Here is a 24853-nt window from a genome sequence, read left to right as displayed (position 1 = left end):
TCATTAGCAAGTCAGTCTCAAAGCTCACTGATTAAAGTAGCAAGTTAACCGTTTTACCTTCCAATCACCTGAGCCTGTATAAGTTGGTATACATTTAAATTCAAGCGCGTTCATGTAATCTTCTACACTGCGCTCCCTGTGGCGATATTCAGGGTTATTTCCACCCACGCCCGACCCATCACCGATCGGGATTGAGACAAGTATTTTGCCTTCCATAAGCTCTTCAAAAACCACATCTGGTTGAGAGTCACAACCATATTTCGCAACTTTGCACACGGCCAAAGGTCTTCTTTTTCCATCAATTAGTGCTGTAAAAACCATATACATACTTAGGCTATTATTTTTCGTTGCACTTTTGCCTTTTAAATAATCAGCAACGACGCCCACTACCGTTGAACCCGCTTCAGTCATCATAGAATTGGCAAATATTTCGCCTTTAGTCGGTGTATTAATAGTCTGTCTTTGCAGTCTATAACCACTTCTAAGCACATTTTCACTCACTGTGCTTTGTTCGGTAAAAGGCTCAATCACGTGTGAAATACAATCTGCACCTGGCGCAATACAAGAGTCAAGTGGCACATAAACATACTTATAAAAGCGACCGTACTTTAGCGCCGTCACAAAGTCATCCATCATATTTGCTTGAATTGAATCCGATGCACAACGTGTGTAATTTTGACCACAAACAGCTGAAAATACGACACGATGAACTTCTGAATGAGTTGTTTAACTTTGAAAATTAACCATGACTTCAACGCCTTGTGAGTCGAAGTATATCGCTTTTGAATCAATTGCGTGTGCATTGCCGATGAAGCATACAAAGACCTTCATGACCATGTAAAATTTAAATAATATCGATTTCAAGATTATCTCCTTATCAATAGAAATCCCCAAAATATTACCACAAGAAAACACAAGGCGAATCTTTTTCAACCAAAATGGGAACAAAATTCACACACAAACAAAAAGCCCAGCACAAGGCTGGGCTTTAATAGGTGATACAAATTTAGACAACTGACTGGTGAGAGTCTTTCTTGAAACTTTTTCTCAACTTACCAAGTTTCGGGAAAGTTTGTTGAATATCCACCAGAATAATGTACAAACAAGGCACAAGTATCAAGGTGATCAAGGTTGCAAACAATACCGCAAAACCAAGTGAAATCGCCATTGGGATAACAAATTTAGCTTGTAAGCTGGTCTCAAAGATAATCGGGGTGACACCCGCAAACGTCGTAATCGATGTCAATGTAATTGCTCTAAAGCGTGCGCAGCCCGCTTCGATTACCGCATCTTTGAGCCTAACCCCTTCTTTACGTACTTGGTTGACATAATCGGTCATCACCAAAGAGTCATTGATAACGACGCCAGCTGCGGCAATTAAACCAAAGGTCGACATCATGCTCATGTCTAAGCCATTTAACCAGTGCCCCCACACAGCACCTATCAAGCTAAATGGGATAACAGACATAATAATCAGCGGCTGTGAATAACTTTTCAGTGGCACTGCCAGCAAGATGTACACAATCATCATACCCGCAGCAAAGAACATGATCTGTTCATTGGCTTGCGCTTGCGTTTCTTCAATCGAGCCCCCAAGCTCAGTTTTCACGTCTGGGAACTGCTCAAACAACTTAGGCAGCAGGTTTTCTTTAATGTTGTCTACAACAGCTGAGGGTTCAATTACCTGCTCATCAATGCTGCCATACACATAGACAGTACGGTAGCCACCTTCACGACGGATATAACTCACACCAGGCTTCTCTGTAAACTCCACCACATCACCCAGTACCACTTCACGACCATCCGGTGTTTTGATCAGTGCATATTTCAGCGACGCCACCGCTTCTCTATCCAGTTTTGGATAACGCACCATCACACGTATTTCCTCACCATCACGGATCAGACGCTGCGCCTCACCACCATAGAAACTATCACCGATTTGATTCGCCACATCAGCCAAGTTCAAGCCTAAGTCGTAAGCAACCGGCTTCAGCGACAGCTGCACTTCTTTACTCGGCGGGTCTATGGTTGAACTGATATCAAACAAGCCTTTTTCTTGTTGTAACATAGAAATAAAATGTCTACCCGCAGCATTGAGCGTATCAATATCTGGTCCATAAATCAGATAGCCAAACTCACCATCGCCATTGCCTGGGTCATTGACATCATCAATGACAAGTAACGATTTAACACCGGGAATTGTTGGCATGGCTTCACGCCAACGACGGGACAATTCAAAAGCATCAAATGGACGTATATCTTCATCAACCAGCACGGCGAGCACATTACCTTCACTGCGGCCTTCATTCCATACCAAGATGTCTTTTACCATCTTTTGACCATGCTCGCGCTCAATGTCTTTATCCACGCTCAGCATCATACTTTCGATTTGCTGCAGTGCCGCCATCGTTTGCTCATCAGACACATTATCATTGAGCATGACTTTCACTTGAGGGAAGTCATGTGGCACTTTCGGTAACGGGATAAAACGCACTTGATTCGAGGTGATCAAAGACATACTGACAAGGAATATGGCAATAAAACCAAAGAATACCGCCCAGCGCCATTCCACCGCTTTTTCAACAAAATTACGATAAGGTCCATTCACAAATGCAAAGAAGTGCTTGTTAAACTTAGCACGTCGGCTGTTTTCACGCAGCGGCTTAAATTTAGTATGGCCTATGTGTGCCGGTAATATCCATTTTGACTCAATTAAGCTGAATATCAAACACAGTATCACCACGATGGAAATCGATTTGAAGAAAGCACCTTGCGGCCCACTGGACATGATCATCGGGGCAAATACCGCCATGGTTGTCAACACGCCAAACGTGGCGGGAGTCGCAACGCGTTTAGCACCACGCACAACACTGTCAACACTTGGACCACTGCGTTCAACTTCTGTGTAGGCAGCCTCCCCTATGACGATGGCATCATCAACCACAATCCCCAGTACCATAATGAATGCGAATAAGGACACAATGTTAATGCTCACACCAAATGCTGGCATCAGCATAATGGCGCCTAGGAAACATACAGGTAAACCAACCATCACCCATAGAGCCAGCTTAAAGCGCAAGAAAATAGACAACATGATGGCCACTAACAGCGCACCTTGCAGCATGTTCTTTTTCATCATTTCAAGACGTGCATCGAGGTAGTAAGTCATGTCAACGATAGGTGTAAGTGATACGCCTGCCGGCAGTGTTTTGTTCTTTTCCTCAATATAGGCGTGGACGGTTTTAGCAACAGGGATCATGTTTTGGTCTTTGGTTGCTTTTACTGATAAAAACGCTGCATTGATGCCGTTTTGTTTAAAGTAAAACTCCCCCTCAACAAACTCATCTTTGATCACCGCAATATCTTGTAAATACACCTTCGCGCCGTTATCACCCACTTTTACTGGAATACGCTTAAATTCATCGCCACGATATTTTTGATTTTCAACACGTACTGAAATAATACCGGCATCCGTACGAACTTCACCAGCAGACATATTCGCTGAATAACGACGAATTGCATTGCTCACATCATTAATTGTAAGACCATATCGACGTAACGTGTCAGGGTCAATTTCAATGGCAATTTCATACGCTGGTGTACTGCGCTCAACCAGCGATACATTGGAAAGCTGTAACAGTTCATCTTCAACTTCTTTGGCTAGCGGTTTAAGATCCTTTAATGGAATATCCGCCGCCAACGCCATTTGGATCACGTCTTGGCGAAATTCGACTTGCTGAACTCGAATAGGCTCCATGGCCGCTGGAAAGGTTGCAATCCCATCGACTCGTGTTCGTACCTTTTCAACCACCTCACTTAAATCGGCACTGGTGTCTATTTCTAGCTGCACACTGCCGCTACCGCGCCGTGCTCGATAAACCCCTTTGTCGATTTCTGTTACATCCTTCAAAGACTCTTCTATCTTTATAAGGATGCTTTCTTCGATCTCCTGCGGCGAGGCACCGGGATAACTTGCATTAATGCTGACAAAGTTTAGCTCTATACTGGGAAACATTTGTCGCTGAATCGTTAAATAGCTCACAACGCCCATGATTAAGATAAATATCATCATCAAGTTTGCAGCGACGGGGTTATTCGCAAAATAGGCAATTAGCCCTTTTTGGGAAGTTCTTATTTGCTCACTCATAGTTCATTCCCTGCTGTTACAGCTTTTCCACGTTGTCAGACTCTGTATCCGTTTCTTTCGAGCCTGCAACTTTAACAGCCATACCACGCTGAGGATATTCAGGTAGTGTCACAACGACTTTGTCATTGTTAGACAGCCCTTCGCCCACTAAGTAATACGTCCCTTCTTCACGGATCACTTGCACAGGACGCGGCTCTAATTGTGCTTCTTCATTCAATAACCAAACAGTTTGGTTATTCACTAATTCTTGTGGAAGACGATAGATTTGACGTAACGTCTTACCCTTAAACTGAACCTGTACGTAAGTACCAAATTTCACTTTCGGCTTACTGCTCGTCAAGCCGTATGGATCTTCAATACGCACCACTAAACTGCTCATACGTGTTTGCTGATCAACGACACCAAGATCGCGGTGAATATAGGCTTCACGAGTAAAGCCGTTAACCCCTTTTTGCGTCAAGGTCGCTTTCACACCCGACACTTGCTCAGGTAAAAAGATTGAGTCAAACCCCGCAATCGGGATCACCACTTCAGCTTGTTCAATGTTGTTTAATTGCGCCACCGGACTACCCGTGCTCACAAATTGACCCAAGCCCACGTCTCTCGATACGATTAACGCATTAAAAGGAGCAACGACATCACAATTATCTAAGTCACGCTGCGCTCTTTTTAAAGCCGCTTTTGCTGATTTAACTGCAGCGTGTGCACTCATCAGCTGAGGTTTTCGCAAGAATAAATCGGTGTGTTTTTTGTTAGGAAAGCGCTTTGCTTCGTCCGCAGCGACATCTGCCAGCGCTTGTTCTTCAATTAGCTTGGCCTGCGCACTTGATAGTGACGCTTCAGCCTGCAATACCGCCGCTTCATAGTTGTCTTTTTCAATGCGTAGTAACACGTCTCCTTTACTCACCACCCCACCAGTAACAAACTTAGGGTGCCAGTATTCAATTTCACCAGAAACTTGCACCGATAGCATCGTTTGATCAAGTGGTCTCACCTCACCATAGCTATTGATTACCACCTGATGATCTTGCGCTTCAAGCGCTTCGACTTCTACAATGGGACGCGTGTCTACGACATCAGAATCATCATCGTTTTTGGCTACGGCATTTATGCCCATAAACCCAATGATACCTATGCCCAACGCGGCGAAGGGCAATATCCATTTCAGTATTCTTGCTTGCATGACTGTACCTATTGATAATTTCCTAGCGCTATAGTAACAAGATTTACCCTCCCAAGGGTGTGACATTTGTAAGAATCTGTTACAACCTCTCAATATTTTTTCAACTGCCCTCTAAGATGATAAAAATCTATAGTAAACAAGGTAATAAATACGATAAAAGCCGAAAAAACAAAACTGTAAAACAAAGCCGACGTCACCATAGGCAATATGCTCGCCAGTCCAAGCGTTACACATGTTGCAATCAATAACGCGATGAGAAAATGTACCAAACGTGCGCGCATTTGCTCTAATATTAACTGCCAACGTGTTGCACCGACTTGCTGTTTTATCAACAATACTGGTTGCTGAATGAAGGCCAAATTGGCCAATAAACCATAGAGTCCAACCAGCACTTGTAAGATCATTAAAAAGCTTAGTCCAATTCCACTGTAAAAGCTCAGTACGGCCGATTGGTTAAGATTGGACAAATGGCGCGCCAAGTCATGAACCTCTCTAATACTTTGTGTATTCACACGCTGCTGCAGTGCCTGTGTCAACTCATACTTCGTCATAGATTGATTTGGCATGAACTTAACCACCATGTTCCCCTCAAAAAAATCATGTGGATAATATACAGTTGCAGGTGCGCCATGAGTATAACTGTAGATGTCTTCTACAATGCCCAGCAACTTCATTGGCTGCTCACCACGACCATATAAGTTATTCCCAATATCATTGGCATTCACGCCTAATAGCTTGGCAGCTGCCTGATTAATGATGACCGATTGACGTGTGTCAGTTTCTATATGAGTAAAAGCTTTACCCGCCACAAACTGTAACCCGAGTAATGAAAAATATCCCTCTCCGACTAGCTGTGAATGCATTGTCACCTGTTTTCTTATATCGGGGTATTTACTGATTTGTGCCAAGTAGCTTGTATCTAACGGATTGAGACTGGTGAGCGCAACTGCCGATATTTTAGGATGCGCTAATAAAGCTTGTACATTTGATAAATACATCTGTTTACGTGCCGCAACGGCCGCTTCGTTCCTGTCCCATGACATCTGATGGCGCACAATAAACATGGTATCTTGTGGCTCAATACCTGAGGAGGTGGTTATCTTAGAACCAAAGTAATTGGCTGACCATATACCAATACACAGCACAACCAGTCCAATACAAAGCTGCGTCACCAACGTCCCAACACTCAGCCAGTGCGGAAGTTGCTTAGCCTGACCTTTACCTGCCGCCTGTAAACTTTGATATAAACTATCAAAAGATAATTGTTTAAAGCCAAAGCCAGCAAAACACCATGCCAGTAACAGTGAGAACCCCATCACTAATGCATAATGGAAAGCATTCAATTGCAACCAATCGATATGCGCAATGGATTTTTGACCGAAATGCGCAATCGCCAGTACGCCAATCTCGGCAAGGGCGATGGCACATATTGCGGCCACTGAGAATATCACCCCCAACTGCCAATAGTGTGCAGTGCGCAATGTCGCCAACGGTGCTCCAAGCGTGGCTTTAAGAACTAACTGTGCGTGCTGTGTTTTAATCTCTAGCAAATAAAACATCAATAAATTAATCAAGGTAATACATAGAAATGCCACAGCACACAGCAACAGCCAAATACTTGATGCTTGCAACCTACCTTTGAGCTTCTGCTCTAAGGGAATATAGTCAAAGCGCAACTGGTTATTCACGGCATTACCATTAGCAACTAACCCAGCACGAAACTCAGTATTCAAATGTCCTGTGATATCAGCCGTCACAGCCGGACGGTTCAATTGCTCGACAGTACGACCAACCACAAAAGTGTTGTAGCGCACCGAAATATGCTCAAGTGCCATTGCTTGACCATCGATGACATGATTAAAAGCAACATAAACATCAGTGTCGCGATTTGGTAAATATAACTGGGGCTCTGTTTTCGAGCATGCGACAACCCCAACCACTTGAAAAGTTTGTTGGTCCAATTGCAAACTGTACACTGAGTTGCCACTTTGCCTGAGCACTTGTGGCATATGACGCTTCGCAAAGCACTCGCTGATAACCGCCTCGTGACGGACTGTACCATCTGACTGAGGCGCCTCAAAGTAACGGCCTTGTATGAGAGATTGCCCGAATAAAGTGAAGAACTCAGGCTTCGTATACGTTACGTTGAGCTTAGGTTGTCTCACATGATCCCTATACAGTGCGTCACCATAATAAACGGGGGCAGCCAGAGATAAAGCTGAGTCATGCGTCGCAATGTACTGGGCCGCGACATTTGATAGCGCATTATCCATCACACGATTTCCTGTATGATCAACCATGCTGCCACGTAACCACACGAGTTGTTCATCATTGGCATAGGGCAAAGGTGCATAGGCATGCCACACAAGCACACTCACGATTGCACCACCAGCCAAAGCACAGGCCAATAATCCTACAAATATGACGGTAAATCTTACTTTACTCAATAACTCAACAATAGCACTGATGTTTTCCTTCCACATCATCATAATCACCTAATTAGATCCACGGTTATAAAGGCCCATAAAGAGAAGTTGGCGTAGATGATGGCCTATTTATCATTGTGAGTAATTCACCATCGAATAACTGCACACGACGCGACGCCATATCTGCATAACGCGGGTCGTGGGTCACCATACATATCGTTGTGCCTTGTTGGTGTAGGTCATTGATCAACCTCATAACAGCATCGCCGCTTTTAGAGTCCAAGTTGCCAGTCGCTTCATCCACAAGCAAAATGCTTGGCTGAGTAACCAGAGCTCTGGCAATGGCAACCCGTTGCTGCTGTCCACCCGATAACTGACTCGGATGATGCTCACTACGATGGGACAAGCCCACTTGCTCTAAACATAACTGCACCCGATGCCGAGCCTCTTTGACTGTTACCTTAGGAGTGCGATAACGCAGTGGCAAAGCGACATTGTCATAAACAGACAGTGAATCAACCAAATTAAAAGACTGAAAAATAAAACCTATATGCATATTTCTCAGCTTAGCGGCTTGATCAAACGTTAAATTGTCTACTTGCTGGCCTGCTAATAAATAACGCCCCGATGTGGCAGGCTCCAATAATCCCATCAGAGATAATAATGTAGATTTACCACACCCTGACGGGCCGGATATAGAGACAAACTCACCTTGCTCTATTGTCATTGAAATATTTCTTAATGCATGCGTTTGAAAATCAGCCGTGGTGAACACTTTACCAACCTCTTGCATTTCAATAATGTTCTGCATGTTTGCTCCTAATGAATAACCACAACCTGTTTGTTTCGTGCATAATCGCTAAGGTCAGAAATAACCACCGCGTCACCTGCTTTTAAGCCTCTTATTATCTCGCTATATTGACCACTTTGACGACCTAATTGCACAGGCACCCGCTCAGTCTGGCCATTGTTATCAACTCGATACAAAAAGAGAGTCTGTTCGCCAGATCCAGTGAGCGGCGTGCGAACATAATGAGTATTGTCTATGGTATCGGTAATAATTGATGCGGTAACACTCTGCTTTGGCCGTAGATCCATATCACCAAGCGCCGGTAAACTGACTTCTACGTTGACACTATGGTTAATCACAACAGGATCGATACGTATCACTTCCCCCTGCAAAACCTCCTGACCTGCAAATACATTCACGGCTTGCCCAACTTTTACAAGCCCGACTTGTGACTGGCTGACCTGCAGCTGTGCGACTAAAGCTCGTCTATCTCCAATCGTCGCGACATGGGCCCCAGCTAAAATACGTGCGCCTAGCTCAAGAGGGAGTGACTCAAGCACCCCATAATCCGATGCACTCACCTCAAGCTGCTCAATTTTAGTGTGCATCGCATCCAACTCTTGCTCAGTTAAAGTCACACGCTTTTTCATCACAGTCAGCGCACTTTGGTGTAATTGCTGTAACTGGGCAGTGCGGGTTTTTGCATGGTTTATCTGGCCGGTTAAACTTTCCACTTGAGCCTGTGTTTCAAAAAAGGATAACTCAGAAATAATCCCCTGATTAGCCAACTCTTTTTGTGCTTGATGACGAAAAGACAATGTGGCCAATTGACCTTCAAGATCACTGATTATCGAGCGTTCAACCAGTACTTCACGCTGCTGTCTCAAATTTAACTGGAGCAATTCGGCTTGCGCTTCTGCCAAACTTTGTTTGATGCGCTTATATTCCAACTCTAAATCAACATTCTCTAGGCGTAATATTGTCGCTCCGGGTTCAATGGTACTACCAAGCTTGTAATGAATGTCTTTCACAACCCCTGCGCTGACTGATGTAATGATCTGTTGTTGCGCACTGGCTAATGTGCCAAAAGCATCAACTTGGATCGTTAAAGTGCCTTTTTTAACATGTTCAATCATCACTGCATGTCTTTCTAAATACACTGGCTTTTCGGTAATAAAGAACCAATATATCAAAGCTATGCCTGCGATAAATAGCAACATCCATAACCATTTATGACGTTTCGGCCCGAAAGTAGAAGTATTCTGCGGTACGCTTATATCCATGTATGTCTTCTTATCATTAAACTGTCTCTACTGAGATACTCACTGTGTTACTTGTATTGCGAAAAACATACCAGAATAAAAAACACTATTTATCATGTAGTTAAAACAATTACGTCTGTCATATTGACCAGAAACGCACACATACCGTTTCGATTCCGGAATCGACATATGGCTATTTATACTATGATGAAATGCTGACCATAAGACTGGCTCATGGGTAAAAAGTCACAATGATTACACACTGGTCAGTGTCCAGATCTGTTGCTCTAAGCTGATTAATTGAAATTTATAGGCTCAAAGCCATGGACCGCTAGGTATACGCCATAAAAACATAAAAAAGCCATATAAGTCATATCATTAAATAACATGGCAGCGCCCAATTCAGTTTGTATTGGTACACATGAAGCTTGCTAATACAACGCTTGAAAATCTAGTGTGGGTGGCGGGTCATCACAATATAGATACAGTTCTGTTATGCCTATTTATTTGAAATTACAGTAAACCCTAATTGAAAGACCCAAAAATAAACACAATAAAAATATTTAATTATCATTTCCTTTACAATTGCGAATTATAAGATTACCTTGTTTGTTGTTGTTTAAATATTACTCAACACAAACTAACAAGGAACATAAATGAAAACTCGTTATCTATTATCTGCACTAGGACTGGCTTCTGCGAGCTGTTTTGCACAAACAACCGCGCTTACTGAAGCGCAAATGATGCAATACACCAGCAAAGCCAGTATGGCTACGATTGGTAAACGCGCCGAGTTAAACTTGGTGATCCAGCCTCAAGCAATGTCAACAATGACAGCTGACAGTGTCACGCAAACCATCAACCAAACAGTTACTCACCCGAACGCAAGCTACATCAAGCTACACTTTAAAAATATTAATTTAGCTGGCGGTGGTAAATTAGTAGTGCGTTCAGAAGATGGCAGCGAACGCTATGAATACACTGAAAACAACATGCGCGCAGCGACCTTGAGTCAAACCGACGACGGCGTCACCAGCTTCTCTGCCATGTCTATTTCTGCCGAAACGGCAGTGGTAGAGTACACACCTGGCAGCCAAGTAACAACAACTCACAATGCCATCATCGACTACTACGACCATGGCACAGAAAATGAACCACAACTTACACCTGCAACGGACATCGGTATTAGCTCAACCTGCGGCGCAATGGAAAGAAAAGATGTGCAATGCTGGGCTAATAGTCACCCAACAGAGTTTGAACGCAGCCGTCCTGTAGCACGCTTACTTATGAATGGTAGCGGACTATGTACAGGTTGGCGTGTTGGTCCAGATAACCGTATGTTTACTAACAACCATTGTGTTGAGAGTGCATCAGAGCTAAGCAATACGGAAGTGTGGTTTAACTATCAGCATACGTCATGTAATGGTTCAGTCAAAGAGACTGTAGTTAAAGTCACTGGTAAAGATTTCCTCTCCACAGACTATACGCTAGATTATACCTTGTTCACTATCAACGACTTTGCTAAAGCACAGCCATTCGGCTACTTTGGCTTGGATGTTCGTGACGCAACGCAAGGTGAGCGTATCTATATCCCGCAGCACGGCTCAGGCAATCCAAAAGAATTATCTATTGAGTCGGATCGCGACACAGATGGGTTATGTTCAGTCAACAACGCAAACGCCAATGGACGTGGTACTGGTACTGACTTAGGTTACTATTGTGACACCATTGGTGGCTCATCTGGCTCACCAGTACTTGCAGCAGCAACTAACAAAGTGATCGCATTACATCACCTTGGTGGCTGCCACAACAAAGGGGCTAAAGTCAGTCTGATCTGGCCAAAAGTCGCCAGTCACTTCAACAACCAAATTCCTGACGGTGATAACAATAGTGATCCTATGCCAGTCGCTCAGTTCACTGCTGACTGCACAGCATTAAGCTGTACCTTTGATGGCAGCGCGTCAAGTTCACCTAATGGCGCAATTAGCCAATATGAATGGAGCTACGGTGATGCATCGAGCAATGGCTTTGGTGCCAACGTCACGCATGACTATACAGCATATGGCCAGTACACTGTGTCACTAACCGTCACGGATACAACAGGCGCATCAGCTACAACGACTAAACAAGTACAGTTGACAGACCCAAGTACAGATCCAGCCAAATTGATTAATGGCGTTGCAAAAGAAGGGTTAAGTGGCGATAGATTAGCAACTGCATTTTATTATTTAGACTTACCAGCAGGTGCTTCCAATGTACAAGTGAGCATTTCTGGTGGCTCAGGGGACGCTGACTTATATGTCAGAAAAGGCAGCAAACCAACGACGTCTACTTATGACTGTCGCCCATATAGATGGGGTAACAATGAGTCTTGTAACATCACAAGTGGTGCTGGCAAGCACTGGGTTATGCTTCGAGGTTACAGCGCGTACGCAAATGTGAAGCTTGTGGCAACTTATACCGAATAAAATTATATCAAACCAACCAATTACACAAGGCGAGTATCTACTCGCCTTTTTATTTAACACACAGCTTACCAAGGGTGCCATAGCCCCAGCCAGGCGCGCCACTCGGTGTGATGTTGCTCGGCAGATAAACGCGAAATACCAATATCAAAACGCATATTTGAAATCCCTGCGGGGGCATATTTGGCTGCGCTACCTAAGACACGTTGACTAAGTGCAACCTGCCATTTTACACCCCAACTTTTAACAGCCCGTTCGCTATCAAGATTGTGCTGTGCAAAATATAAACGCGGTCTCCCTTCACGCCAACTGGTCGCAAATTCATACCCTAAATAGTGATTGCCGGAGTCAAACCAAAACGGTAGATCAGCAATATGCTGCTGGCTAGCACCTACATCGGTATACAGGCTATTGGTCGCAAACCCGCCTATGCTAAATGTGTGATGCGGTCGATAACGGTTTGTCACATTGAGATAAAACGGCCAGTCCCAAAGTGTTGCTGCCGTATTCAGTGTCATCTCGTGACCTGTATTATCACCCCACACTTTAGCACCATCTAACGCAAGGTTAAGGGCAAATGGCTGCTGATTATGATGAAAAGACACCGTATTTCCTAACCAGTAACTGTATGCTGTATCTTGGTATTGACGATGTTCTATGTAATTGCCGACATAAGGACGCCAGCGCCACTTTTGCCATTGAAATGCCAAGGACATATCCACCGTATTTGACCACAGATCATGCTCACCTTGCACCTCAGATACCACACTCTGTGCTGTTGCATCAAACGTATGCAACTTAAACTGATTGCGCAGTGTCATGTCACCACGTCGATATGCAAAATCAAAATAACCACCTTGCAGCACATCATCAAACAATGATGTACTCACGCCCACTTGCCAACTTTTTTGCTTGAGTACATCAGCACCCGCAATAGCAAAGCTCACCACTTGCGTACTCGCTGAGGCACCTTGTACTGAAAACGCCAATGACCAGTCCTGCGGCGTAGATACATATTGTTGTGCCAACCAAGGTGATGACAAGGCGGGTGTCGGCTCAGTGTTTTTAAACTGCGTTGCAACGACGGAGTGAGGTTTTTTCAAAGTCATTTGTTGTGTTTTAAGCACATCAATATCAGGTAAAGCACTCAATTTTGAACCATAGGGTGTGCTTTCTACAAACCACAACTGCGCATTAAACTCACCGGCGAGCTCCTCAACAACGTGCCCACTTAAACTCAGTTGCGCCAATTGTTCGCGCTTTAAGTCATAGTGATAAATACCTAAAGCACCTTGGACCCCTGCAATAAAATACAACCCTGTCCCTTCCTTATTCCAACGTGGCGAAGTCACATATTGGGCTTTATCCGGTAAAGGGATGGCCATATGACTGGCATTCAATGCCTCCAACTCAGCAACATATAATCGCCACAGACCTGCTTGATTCGTTTTCAAATAGGCCAATTGCGACCCATTTGGGCTGATCACTGGATAATCATAAACTGTACTTAGCGTTCGCGATGACAATGGCGTCATATGTTGGTCTTGTAATGAAAACTGTATTAGCTGCGAGTAACCATGCTCGACACGTTCAGCAATAACCGTTAAATCGTCCAATAGAGCGTAACGGCGTATTCCAAAGCTATTAGATACAGACTTCACCTCATCGGCCTCAACCTGCCACTCAAATAGCGCATTTTCCCAACCATATGGTACTTTTTGTCGTCCGACAAAATAAATGGTGTCTTCATCCCGCCACTGTGGGTGGTAAATCCCAGAAAAATTGACAGATGCTAAAGACGCGAGCTTTTCATGCACAAATGAGTCAGGTCGTTTGTCCGGTATGTCACTTGGATCAGCCTTTATTATCGCAGCTTGGCGCTGCTCAAATTGGCTAATAGCTTGATGATTTATTTCACTTTTATATACAGTTAATGTCACTTTCCCTGCTTGACTTGACTCAACCACCAGAAATTTTCGCTGCTCAGGAGAAAACTGCATATCGCGCGCAGCAAAACCAAATTGCATCACTTCTTGACTCACAGCCGGCGTACTTTGGGGTGCCGCTGCCATGGCTTGATAGGTGTATTGGGCAATGAAACGGCGATATAGCTGCATCGCTGGTTTACCAAAGGCACCTTGAAATGCGATGTCGAAATCACGCCCTTCGACTGCATTAACGCGCGTCCAAACCGCATCGAGAGTCGCTTCACCATACTCGTGTTCTAGCCAAGCAAGAAAGCGCGCGCCAAGTAGATATGCCATAGCACTAGCTCGATAGCTGCCATCCCCATCACTGAGCGCATGATAAGGCAATAAAGCGCCTTGACGAGCATATTCACGCAATAACGCTTCACTATAGTTATCATACAAACGTCCCTTGCCTGTCAGCTTAGACTCTTGCAGTGTGGCATACCCTTCTGCTACCCACCTCGGCAAAACAGCACTTGCCAAATCGTAGCTGTCACTGAAATCTCGAAGCCGCTGCTTCAGACCATGACGACTTGGTTGTGACAGATGTACGAGGTGAATATACTCATGTAAAACCAATAACTTCAGCCAGCTAGGGCTATGAGCAATTGCAGTATCAGATTGCGGTGGCGTAGTATACAAAGCCATAAAAGGGCTGTCCGAACTTGGCAGCGCAAAGCCATTAGGTAGATTATAGGGATCGATGACAATGGCATCGACCACCACATCCAATGCTCGGTTTTGCTCTTCCAGAACACGCTGCCTGACCGCTTCAAGCTCAATGGCTGCTGCGCTCGCCCAAGCATGGTATTGTGGTAGATAATGCACCCGAAAATGCGGACTGTGAATAGACTGCCAGCTCTGTGCTTGCGCCAATTTAGGTACACAACACACAAGCAGTATTAAAACAATGAATATCCTACTGCACATCAAAAATCCTTGGTACAACCCTACTATTTAGTAGACCTTATGCCAATTTTAGGCATCAAGGAAGGATTAATCGTTGCGTGTCATCGCACCCAGTGAAGTAAATAAGGTTAAAATCGCGCCGACAACAATAAATGCGACCATAGAAAATAATGCGCTGAGTCCCAAAGTAAATTTTGCTGTCGCCATAGCAGCTGCAACTGCCCAAACACTCACGCGGCTCAGCCAACGTTTAGTATGAATAGGTAATTGGATATGCTTTATGGCAAACGTCATAACAAGAAAAGCGATAAACGGATATAACACCAACACAATACACTCCTCAGTCAAGTCAAATTCAGCAACGTCCCATTAGACTGTCACTGACTCTTTATAGGTGTTAATTATATGGTAATGATAATTATTATCAACTAGGTAGGGTGATTTTTACTTCTGCGCCCTGTAAACCATTGCTTACTATCATACTGCCGTCATGCTGCTCAACAATACGTCGACTGAGTGTCAAGCCGATCCCTTGACCCGCCTGTTTAGTCGAATAAAACGGTGTCATCACATTGTCTAAATTTGCAAATCCACCGCCTTGATCTGCGATAGTTATTACCACATGCCCCGCTTGATAATGTGCACCGAGGTTAATTACTTTTCCTTTTGGCGTATGGCTCAAATTTGCTTCAGCAGCATTTTTCAATAAGTTAATTAACACTTGTTCCAACAGCTGAGGGTCGCACAAACACTCACTGACCCTGCACTCTAGCTGTATAGTCTGATCATCATACATTTCCCCTATCAACGCTTTGACAGATATCAATAAGTCAAGGAGTTCTACTCTGTGGCAGTAGAGCTCTAGGGGTTTGGACAACTCACTAAATCGGGCGACAAATTGCTGTAAATGCTGACACCTTTGCTCAATAACACACAGTGCATGTTCATCTCTTGGTGCACTCACTTTACTTTGTAGTGTCTGGGCCAACGAACTCACTGGTGTCAGCGTATTATGGATCTCATGACTGATAACACGAATTAATTGCTGCCACGCAGCCAGTTCTTGATGACGAAGTGCACGACGAATGTCTGTCGCAATAACCAAGCTATACCGCTTGCCTTGCTCGAAAAACTCACTGCTCGCCAATGACCATTGTGTATTTAAAAGATGATCAGAGAATTGCCACTGCCCTCCGGCTTCAATCAGGCCTAATGTTTCAGCTTCGCGGCCCCGCTCTCCTTGCCATGGTCTTTGATAAATTAAACTAAATGCTGGGTTCGCATAATTGAGTTTACTGCCCTCATCAAACACCCAGATGGGGCTAGATAGCTTATCTATCAACTGATAAATAATCAACATATGACTGTTATACAGCGACTTTTGTTGATGCATCCCCTCACTCAAGGTCACCAATTCACGCTCAAAACGTGCAATGTGGCCATCTTGGAAGTGGGGCGTTATTTGAAAAGTGAAGTCTGCCTGCTGCATGGCTTCGAGTTGAATGCTGGCACGTTTGAAAATACCAACTAAACGAGACAACATGTGATGCGAGGCCCATTGCAACCCGATAAATAATACAATGGCAATGAGTACAACCAACCAAATAGACACTGACAATGCCAAGCCAATAACAACACATAACGCACTGATCACACCATTGAGCAGCCACAGGTATAGTTTAAGCGTGCGCTCAAAGTTACGCGTCATGCTTTAAGCCATATTTATCTAATCGACGATACAAAGAAGATTTTGTGAGGCCCAGCTTTTGTGCAGCTAGACTTATCACACCTCCCTCTTGTGTCATTACATCCATAATCATACGTTTTTCCATCTCAGCCAACGTCCCCGTTGTTTCAGATAATGTATTCGGTGTCGCATCGTCAGGTATGGATGGCCTCGCTAATCTTAACTGGCAATCTTGTAACTCAATTTGACTGCCTTCGCTCATCAATAATGCACGCTCCATCACATGACTAAGCTCGCGAATATTACCCGGCCATGGGTACGTTTGTAACGTACGGATCACTTTATCATCCATCGACTTGGTCGCCATCCCATAACGCGTTGCATGCTTAGCAAGTAAATAGGATGCTAAAGGGATAATATCAGCTTGGCGCTCGCGCAAAGGTGGCAGCTCAAACACAAAAGTATTCATACGATAAAATAAATCTTGTCGAAAAGTGCCCTGTGCCACACACGCTGGCAGATCGGCATTAGTCGCACAAATTAACCGAATATCACTGCGTATAGTTTTACTGCTACCTAACACCTCATACTCTCCAGTTTCTAATACACGCAACAGCTTCGCCTGTAGCGGCATAGAGAGAGTGGCAATTTCATCCATAAACAGCGTACCGCCTGAAGCCATAGTGAAGCGACCTTCTCGACTTTGCTTGGCATCTGTGAAAGCACCTTTCACATGACCAAACAGCTCACTTTCAAATAATGATTCAGATAGTGCCCCCATATTTACGCTCACTAGAGGCCCTGTAGCTCGCGAAGAGTGTTGATGTAACCACGATACTAAGTGGCTTTTGCCCACTCCACTTTCGCCGCACAATAAAATAGCGGCGTTTGATTGTGCGAGCCGTGATAGCTTGCGCTCCAGCGTCTGCATAGACGCAGATTGCCAAACAAACTCAATATCTGTTTCCAGCTCTGGTTGCAGTGTTTGGTTTAACTGAGTTTGTTGTTTTTTTTGTAAGGCGAGTTGCTGCTGAATTGAAACCAGTAATGCGGCATTTTGCCATGGCTTTTCGATAAAATCGCTGGCACCAAGTTGTAGTGCTTTAACTGCCAGTTTAACGCTACCCCATCCTGTTATACATAACACAGCTGGCGCCCCCTGCTGTGCTTGCAACCAAGTTAAAAAGTCTAAGCCCTCTTGCCCGGAGGTGGTGTCTCTCGCAAAGTTCATATCAAGTAAAATGATATCGAAAGATGTGACACTCAGTAGCTGCTTTGCCGTACTGGGGGAGTCAGCTTCAATAACTTCAAAGCCTTGGTCTTCCAAAAAGTAAGCAGCGCTCAATCGTACTTCGACATTATCGTCAACAATCAAAATGCGGGGCAAAGGCATAGGTGTATCCTAACAGTATTTTTCCGTTAGGATACGATAAATCAAGGCAGGAGGAAAAGCTTAACGCCAGCGGATAGTCGTTGCCAATGTATGACTTTGGCCTGGCTCCACAGTCGCAATATCTTCAAGCACATTAGCGGCTTCTAAGCACAACATGCCTAAGTACTCTTCATTTTGGAAATTACTCAAACGTTTTGATTTTTCAATCCACGGATTCCACAGCACACATGATGATGAGTTTTCGCGGCCAACCTCAATGATACCCTCCGGTGTATGAATGCTTTGTACCGGTGCTGCCTGCGTATAAACCATGTCCGTTTCACGCGCAAAACTCACCTTTTCTGATTGCTCAAATGGGCCCTCGCCAAATTCGATGTATTTGGCACCTTGCAACCCATCAACCGTCGTGTTTTTAATGTCTGAAGTAGGAAAATATGTATGAAGCGCTTGTGTCAGTGAGAACGGGGCTTCGCCCAAGTTGGTGTTCGTCAATCTAACCTCTAGCTGCTCGGTCAAAATGAACTCAACTTCCAGTTTAGATTCATGTGGCCAAAATTGTTTGTCTACTTGCATCATAGGCAATGACAGCGAAATACGCACAGCGTCTGGGGTTTCAGTCACCCGCTCAGCACGCCAAACAATTTTTCGTGCAAAACCGTGTGCTGGCCAATCTGCATTTTCATGCACACCAAACCATGGCCAACAAATGGGGATCCCACCGCGTACCGATTTACCTTCTTGATAATCTTCATCCGCCGATACCCACATTAGGTCACTTTTACCTGTTGGGATAAACTCTGTAATTTGCGCGCCTTGCAGAAAAATTTTCGCCTGACATAGAGGACTCTTCACATCAAAATACTCAAGTCCAGTGTCTGTTCTTGCTAATTTAACTGAGTCGGAAAATTCCATGCTCCACCTTTAATTTTAGTTCAACTGCCCTTACATTACCGAGCCGTCTGCACAGAGTAAACCTGATTTGCACAGTATGAATGATCTTCAACAAATTAGTTCAAAATAACAGCACCTTAGAGTTTTCATAGGCTAAACTTTAAACTTGCCAACCAACTCTGTCAGCTGCTTAGACAAACCGGTCATTTTATCTCCGTTGTCACAGGTATCGCTGGCTATCATAGAGACACTGTCAGCCGCATTTTTAATTTCAACCACATTACGATTGATATCTTCAGCCACATGTTGCTGCTCTTCTGCAGCCGTTGCGATTTGCGTATTAAGATCACTGATATTCTGAATCGACTGAGTAATTTCAATAAATTGATTCTGCGCAGAGTGAGTAAGCTCTACGGTTTTCTCCGTTCTTTCTAGACTATTGGTCATATCTGTAGATACGCCCTCAGTCATCTTACGCAACTTATCTAATTGAGATGCTATTTCTTCCGTCGACTCCGATGTGCGCTGCGACAAAGCACGCACTTCATCTGCAACAACAGCAAAACCACGACCATGCTCCCCAGCCCGAGCGGCCTCTATCGCCGCATTCAGTGCCAGTAAATTAGTTTGCTCAGCAATGCCGCGGATAACACTCAAAATTGACATGATATTTTCACTCTCACTGTCGAGCTTAGTGATGTCAGAAGTCGCCCGATTGATGACACCAGACAACTCAGCAACGCTGTCTACCGTCTCGGTGATCACCGTTTGACCTAGCTCAGAGGCTTGCTGAGTTTGAGCCGCAAGCTCCGCAGCATTCGCACAACTTGATGCCACTTCATTGGCTGTGGCGGCCATTTCATTGATGGCTGTTGCCGCCATCTCCAACGATTGCTGTTGCGCACTGGTGGAGCCTGTCAACTCATCCGCCTGCCCTGCCGTAGTCAATGCCGTATGATTCACCTGCTGCGCACAGTGATTAATCTGCTGCACCAGCTGCGCTATTAAGTGTAAGAACTGATTAAAGCTCTCAGCAAGCTTACCCGTTTCATCTTTGGTGGTGACTTCCAACCGTTGAGTCAAGTCACCTCCGCCTTGAGAAATGGCGGTCAAACCATCACTGACATTGACAATTGGGCCGGACAGCAATTTCGCGATATAAGATGCCATAACAATAAAAATAGCCACCAAAACGCAGCTGATCACCAACACTGTGAGCTTCATTTGATTGGCTTTGCTCATGACCTCTTGCTGCTCCACAAAGGCGATAAATTTCCAACCAAGGGTCTTAGATGTATAAATGTTGGAGAAAAAATCAACACCATCTATGGTAATTTCAAACAGGCCGTCTGGACTGCGATTCAACTCTGTGTACAAACCATTTTCAACTTCATCAATGTGCTTAAAAGTGTATTCTGGATGTTTGGCATTGACCAAAATAGTGCCACTGGCTTCTTCCAGCATTAAATAGCCTGTTTCGCCCAAGCGAATGCTCTTGATGATATCTGTTAGCCCTTTGAGCGACACATCCATGCCTTGTACACCAATAAATTGTCCGCCCGATTTTACTGCTTTAGTAGTGGAAATAATCGCCGTATCATCTGGCTCCCAGTAATAGGCATCTGTCAAACCTGTTTGACCATTCTTTTCTTTTCCGGTTTTATACCAAGGGCGTACGCGCGGATCATAATTCGCACTGACCTGACCTTTAGGCCATTGAATATAGCCACCTTCAGAGTTGCCGAAGTAAATGTAGGAAATACCAGGATGGGAGGTACCAAATTGCTGATACAACTCAAACATGCGCTGCTCCACCTCTGTCCCTGAGTCCGGCGTCATTTGCTCGGCAGTGCTGTTATCTATGTAAACTGACACCTGACTGCGCCCATTGAGCACATCTGGATGATTGGCCAAATAGGTCACATTTTTCGCTACCTCCTCGAAAAACATACTGATGCCATTATCGATTTGCTGTGCTTCTCGACTGCTCATTTCAACAAATTTATCTACCGCAAGCTGTCTTGTTTGAGTAATGATAATGACCGCGATAATTAATAGTGGCACCACAATAGCGGCGATGAATGCAAGGCGTAGTTTTTGTGAGATTGTCATAGCGAAACTTCCTGTGGGCATTCAAAAAATATAGTTCTAGATCTTCAACTATACAAAAAGATTGAAAAATTTCTTCCATCAACCGAGGGTTGTTGATGGACAGCCACAAATACTCAGCTACGCTTTATGACAGATACGCCTGCTTCTAAGGATAAACCCCTATGCCGCGCACAGAACGCAAATACCTTGGCGCCACCCTGTTGTTTTTAACCTTATCTTCACCCGCTTTTGCAAATGACGCTGAGCTTGCCGAGTTAAAACAGCAACTCCAAAAATTACAGAAGAAAATAGAGAAGCTGGAAGCTGAGCAAAAACGTAAAACCAAAGTCGACAAATCAGCCCCCAGCATTAAAGTGGGTGGAGCGGTCAGAACCACCCTCAGTCACACATCCTATGATGATGATAATAAAAACCGCGGTGGGGATTTTGAACTCGATGTATTTAGGCTAAATTTTTCCGGCAATATCGGTGGTTTTGGTTTAAATGCCGAGTGGCGTTACTTTGACTATATGACCGCGGTAAAGTATGCGTACTTATATTACGATTTTGCCAAAGACTGGCAAGCACAAGTCGGCATGACCAAAGTGCCGTTTGGCAATTGGCCATATAATTCTCACAGCTGGTTTTTTGGTACTACTTATTATGTTGGGTTAGAAGACGACCACGACATGGGCATTTTATTTAAGCGCAAACTGGCAGACAATTGGCAGCTCGATTTAGGTTTTTTTAAAAATGATGAATTGGGCGGCGTAGACGGTTACGTTGAATCACGTAGCGATCGTTACTCATATGACATTGTTGGTGCGCGTCCTCAAGCAGAAGGCATTTATGATGACCCTACTCAACCGTTGGGTGAATACAATACGTTCTCTGGTCGCTATGGCTATCATTTCAAGCACAAGGGCGGTACAACCGAGTTCGGCGTTTCAGGTTTAATGGGCGATCTGCACAATGGCATTGAAAAAGCGGGCGAGTACCAAGCATGGGCTGTGCATTTGAATGCCAATATTGGCAAATGGAATGTACAGCTACAGCATGGTGAATATGATTATGATATCGCGGGCATAGATAGAATCGCCGTTGGCGCATATGCTTTTTATGACTCAATCGCAGCACAAGCAACCCTGTCTAACTTTAATGTTGCCTATAACATGAAGGTCAAATTAGGACCCATCAATGCGCTACAATTTTATAATGATTTTGGCATCATTTACGATAAATCAGATAACAGCAACGATACATGGATGAACGTAACGGGTGTCTCTATGTCAGCAGGTGCATTTTTCTCCTATTTAGATTTTGTCAATGCGAAAAATCAACCTTTCGTTGGTGGCTCCATTGCTGGCGACAGTGATGATACACAAAGACGCTTCAATCTCAATTTTGGCTACTACTTTTAAAACCGCCTCTTTAAATACGGCCAAATAATGGTATTTGGCCGAAAAAAGTAATAAAAGTAGAATTTTTTTATAGAAAAAAGTATGTCTCAGGCACTGTTGACCATTTATTTACAGCCAAAAAACTAAATCACTGATTATAAAAAACAATCATGTAATCCCACCCAGATATAAACTGACTTTTGACTAACAAAATGTACGCACTCTTCTGACAAAACTCATTCCTTTTCACCACAGCGATACAAACCAATTACAAACCATAAAAAATTGCAATTTTCCCTAATTTGCACACATAAATATTGTGCGTTAGTCTTGCGCCTTTGTTAATTTTCACCCCTTGGATATTCTAATCAATGTCAAGAAGTACTCGACAGGCATTAGCCTTAAGTGCCGCACTTTTAGCGACTACGCCACACGTTTTTTCAGCCGATAATGAGCTTAGCGAGTTGAAACAACAGCTCGAAAAATTAGAGCAAAAAATTCAACAATTAGAAGCTAAACAAACCACTGGAAATGTTGAGGAAGACAACGCAGAGTCAGGTATTAAAGTCGGTGGTGCGATACGTGTAAACTACTCCACAAACTCATACGATGAAGACACTAAAAACCGAGGTGGAGACTTAGATTTTGACGTATTTCGCTTTAACTTCTCTGGTGAAATTGCTGATATTGGCCTAAATGCCGAGATCCGCTTTTTTGATTATATGACTGCGGTTAAATACGCCTACCTTGATTACGACATCACATCACAATGGCAAGCACAGTTAGGTTTAACGCAAGTGCCTTTTGGTAATGACCCATATAACTCACATAGCTTTTTCATGAGTCCAAATTATTACCTTGGGCTGGAAGACGATTATGACATGGGCTTGGTGATGCGCAGAAAAGTGGCTGATAACTGGCAGCTAGACCTAGGCTTTTTCAAAAATGATGAGCTCGGTGGCATCGATGGCTATGTTGAAGACCGCAAAGACCGATATTCTATCGACATCGTTGGTATTCGCGCCGATGACGAAGGTATTTACGATGAACCCATCTCTAAACTTGGAGAGCACAATACGTTTGTTGCGCGTTATGCGTATCACGTAGATCATCATTCAGGCTCTACCGCGATTGGCGTATCTGCATTATCTGGTGGTCTGCATGATGGCAACTACAGCGCAGGGGATTATCACGCATGGGCGTTCCATATCAACAGTAATATTGGTAACTGGAACCTGCAATTCCAGCACAGCCAATACGATTATCAAATCGATGCCAGTCAGCGTATCGCCATCGCAGCCAATGCCACTTACGACACTATGCCAGCACAAGCAACATCAACCAGTGCGAATGTTGCTTATAACTTATCGGTAAACTACGGCCCAATCACGCACCTGCAACTGTACAATGATTTTGGCACCATCTATAACAAATCGGATGATTCTGCTAATTCGTGGATGAACGTCACTGGCGTGGCAGTCACAGCCGGCCCTATCTTTTCATACATTGATTTAGTGCACGCAAAGAACCAACCGTTTGTTGGAGGCACACTATCAGGGCAAAGTGATGATGTAGAGCGACGCTTTAATATCAACATCGGTTACTACTTCTAATTTCACATCAAAGGCCATGAAAATACACACTATTTTCATGGTCTTTCCACATTAACTCTCCCCTTATTTTGCATAATTTACTGTATTTTTCGTCTATAATGGAAAAGCATCTGCTGTTAAAATACCGTCTGTGCACTCACATATCATTACCAATCACACTTGCGTAGTCGCTAATTAAGCGACACTGGCAAAAAGGAGAAACAGCTCATTATGAAAAAGCTTTTTAATCGCTGTTTCTGGCTTCATGCTGCTGGGATTATTTTTGTTGGTCTTGGTTTTATTGGTATGGCGCTCCCCGTGATGCCCACCACTATTTTTTTCATTTTGGCATTGGCATGCTTCTCTCGCTCTTCGCCTAAGTTTGAACACTGGCTGCTTACCCACCCCAAATTTGGCCCTTCACTGGTTGCTTGGCGAGAATATCAAGTGGTACCACCTAAAGGGAAATGGGGCGCAGGACTAGGCATGTTAATTGGATATATTATTTTGTGCTTCACTGCAGCACCTTGGTACGTACTGGTATTGGTCGCGGTGATTGAAATTGCAGTACTGGCTTATGTAGTCACTCGCCCCTCTCACCCTCCCGCGAGCACAAACTAACGCAATCTGATCAGGCTCACCTAAAG

17 protein-coding genes are annotated in these 24853 nt (G+C 44.1%); 4 read left to right on the top strand and 13 right to left on the bottom strand.

Annotated features, from left to right (window positions below; genetic code table 11):
• Positions 1 to 24: 24 nt before the first annotated feature.
• The 7 genes from S4054249_RS00405 to S4054249_RS00380 form a co-directional block, all read right to left on the bottom strand.
• The gene (locus tag S4054249_RS00405; protein ID WP_155401334.1) at positions 25 to 636 is read right to left on the bottom strand and encodes a hypothetical protein; all 612 of its coding nucleotides are present in this window, start codon (positions 634 to 636) and stop codon (positions 25 to 27) included.
• A 90-nt stretch (positions 637 to 726) separates the two neighbouring features.
• Positions 727 to 864 carry a hypothetical protein gene (locus S4054249_RS26440; RefSeq protein ID WP_155401335.1) on the bottom strand — a complete coding sequence of 46 codons (138 nt, stop codon included), beginning with the start codon at positions 862 to 864 and terminating at the stop codon, positions 727 to 729.
• A gap of 142 nt (positions 865 to 1006) precedes the next feature.
• Positions 1007 to 4147 carry an efflux RND transporter permease subunit gene (locus S4054249_RS00400; RefSeq protein WP_046354285.1) on the bottom strand — a complete coding sequence of 1047 codons (3141 nt, stop codon included), beginning with the start codon at positions 4145 to 4147 and terminating at the stop codon, positions 1007 to 1009.
• Between the two features lie 16 nt (positions 4148 to 4163).
• Positions 4164 to 5330 carry an efflux RND transporter periplasmic adaptor subunit gene (locus S4054249_RS00395; RefSeq protein ID WP_046354286.1) on the bottom strand — a complete coding sequence of 389 codons (1167 nt, stop codon included), beginning with the start codon at positions 5328 to 5330 and terminating at the stop codon, positions 4164 to 4166.
• Between the two features lie 89 nt (positions 5331 to 5419).
• Entirely contained in the window at positions 5420 to 7819 is a 2400-nt protein-coding gene (locus S4054249_RS00390) for an ABC transporter permease (protein ID WP_080928263.1), read from the bottom strand.
• 22 nt (positions 7820 to 7841) lie between these two features.
• Positions 7842 to 8567, bottom strand: a complete 726-nt coding sequence (locus tag S4054249_RS00385) for an ABC transporter ATP-binding protein (protein ID WP_046354288.1) — start codon at positions 8565 to 8567, stop codon at positions 7842 to 7844.
• A gap of 8 nt (positions 8568 to 8575) precedes the next feature.
• Positions 8576 to 9829, bottom strand: coding sequence for an efflux RND transporter periplasmic adaptor subunit (locus tag S4054249_RS00380; protein ID WP_080928264.1), 1254 nt, complete (start codon positions 9827 to 9829; stop codon positions 8576 to 8578).
• Between the two features lie 635 nt (positions 9830 to 10464).
• On the opposite strand from S4054249_RS00380, the gene S4054249_RS00375 reads away from it, so the two are divergent.
• Positions 10465 to 12276 (top strand): PKD domain-containing protein, encoded by a 1812-nt coding sequence (locus S4054249_RS00375; protein WP_046354290.1) that lies wholly within the window; start codon positions 10465 to 10467, stop codon positions 12274 to 12276.
• Between the two features lie 65 nt (positions 12277 to 12341).
• Here the strand turns inward: S4054249_RS00375 and S4054249_RS00370 are convergent, their stop codons facing one another.
• The 6 genes from S4054249_RS00370 to S4054249_RS00345 form a co-directional block, all read right to left on the bottom strand.
• Positions 12342 to 15173 (bottom strand): TolB family protein, encoded by a 2832-nt coding sequence (locus S4054249_RS00370; RefSeq protein WP_046354291.1) that lies wholly within the window; start codon positions 15171 to 15173, stop codon positions 12342 to 12344.
• A 66-nt stretch (positions 15174 to 15239) separates the two neighbouring features.
• The gene (locus tag S4054249_RS00365; RefSeq protein ID WP_046354292.1) at positions 15240 to 15482 is read right to left on the bottom strand and encodes a hypothetical protein; all 243 of its coding nucleotides are present in this window, start codon (positions 15480 to 15482) and stop codon (positions 15240 to 15242) included.
• Between the two features lie 94 nt (positions 15483 to 15576).
• Positions 15577 to 16860, bottom strand: coding sequence for a sensor histidine kinase (locus S4054249_RS00360; protein ID WP_046354293.1), 1284 nt, complete (start codon positions 16858 to 16860; stop codon positions 15577 to 15579).
• On the bottom strand, positions 16850 to 18232 hold the full coding sequence (locus S4054249_RS00355; protein ID WP_046354294.1) for a sigma-54-dependent transcriptional regulator: 1383 nt from the start codon (positions 18230 to 18232) through the stop codon (positions 16850 to 16852). The genes S4054249_RS00360 and S4054249_RS00355 overlap by 11 nt, the downstream gene beginning before the upstream one ends.
• 60 nt (positions 18233 to 18292) lie before the next feature.
• Positions 18293 to 19144 carry a D-hexose-6-phosphate mutarotase gene (locus S4054249_RS00350; RefSeq protein ID WP_046354295.1) on the bottom strand — a complete coding sequence of 284 codons (852 nt, stop codon included), beginning with the start codon at positions 19142 to 19144 and terminating at the stop codon, positions 18293 to 18295.
• A 132-nt stretch (positions 19145 to 19276) separates the two neighbouring features.
• A complete protein-coding gene (locus tag S4054249_RS00345) occupies positions 19277 to 21235 on the bottom strand; it encodes a methyl-accepting chemotaxis protein (RefSeq protein ID WP_046354296.1) in 1959 nt (652 codons plus the stop codon).
• A 161-nt stretch (positions 21236 to 21396) separates the two neighbouring features.
• Between S4054249_RS00345 and S4054249_RS00340 the strand changes: the two genes are divergently transcribed.
• From S4054249_RS00340 to S4054249_RS00330, 3 genes are all read left to right on the top strand, one after another.
• Entirely contained in the window at positions 21397 to 22635 is a 1239-nt protein-coding gene (locus tag S4054249_RS00340; protein WP_046354297.1) for a DUF3373 family protein, read from the top strand.
• Between the two features lie 350 nt (positions 22636 to 22985).
• Positions 22986 to 24227, top strand: coding sequence for a hypothetical protein (locus S4054249_RS00335; protein ID WP_046354298.1), 1242 nt, complete (start codon positions 22986 to 22988; stop codon positions 24225 to 24227).
• A 210-nt stretch (positions 24228 to 24437) separates the two neighbouring features.
• On the top strand, positions 24438 to 24827 hold the full coding sequence (locus S4054249_RS00330) for a YbaN family protein (RefSeq protein ID WP_046354299.1): 390 nt from the start codon (positions 24438 to 24440) through the stop codon (positions 24825 to 24827).
• Positions 24828 to 24853: the final 26 nt, after the last annotated feature.

Origin of the sequence: Pseudoalteromonas luteoviolacea, assembly GCF_001750165.1 — a bacterium.
GTDB lineage: Bacteria > Pseudomonadota > Gammaproteobacteria > Enterobacterales > Alteromonadaceae > Pseudoalteromonas > Pseudoalteromonas luteoviolacea_G.
Note: the sequence above shows the minus strand (reverse complement) of the source record. Positions and strands in the feature narration are given on the sequence as shown.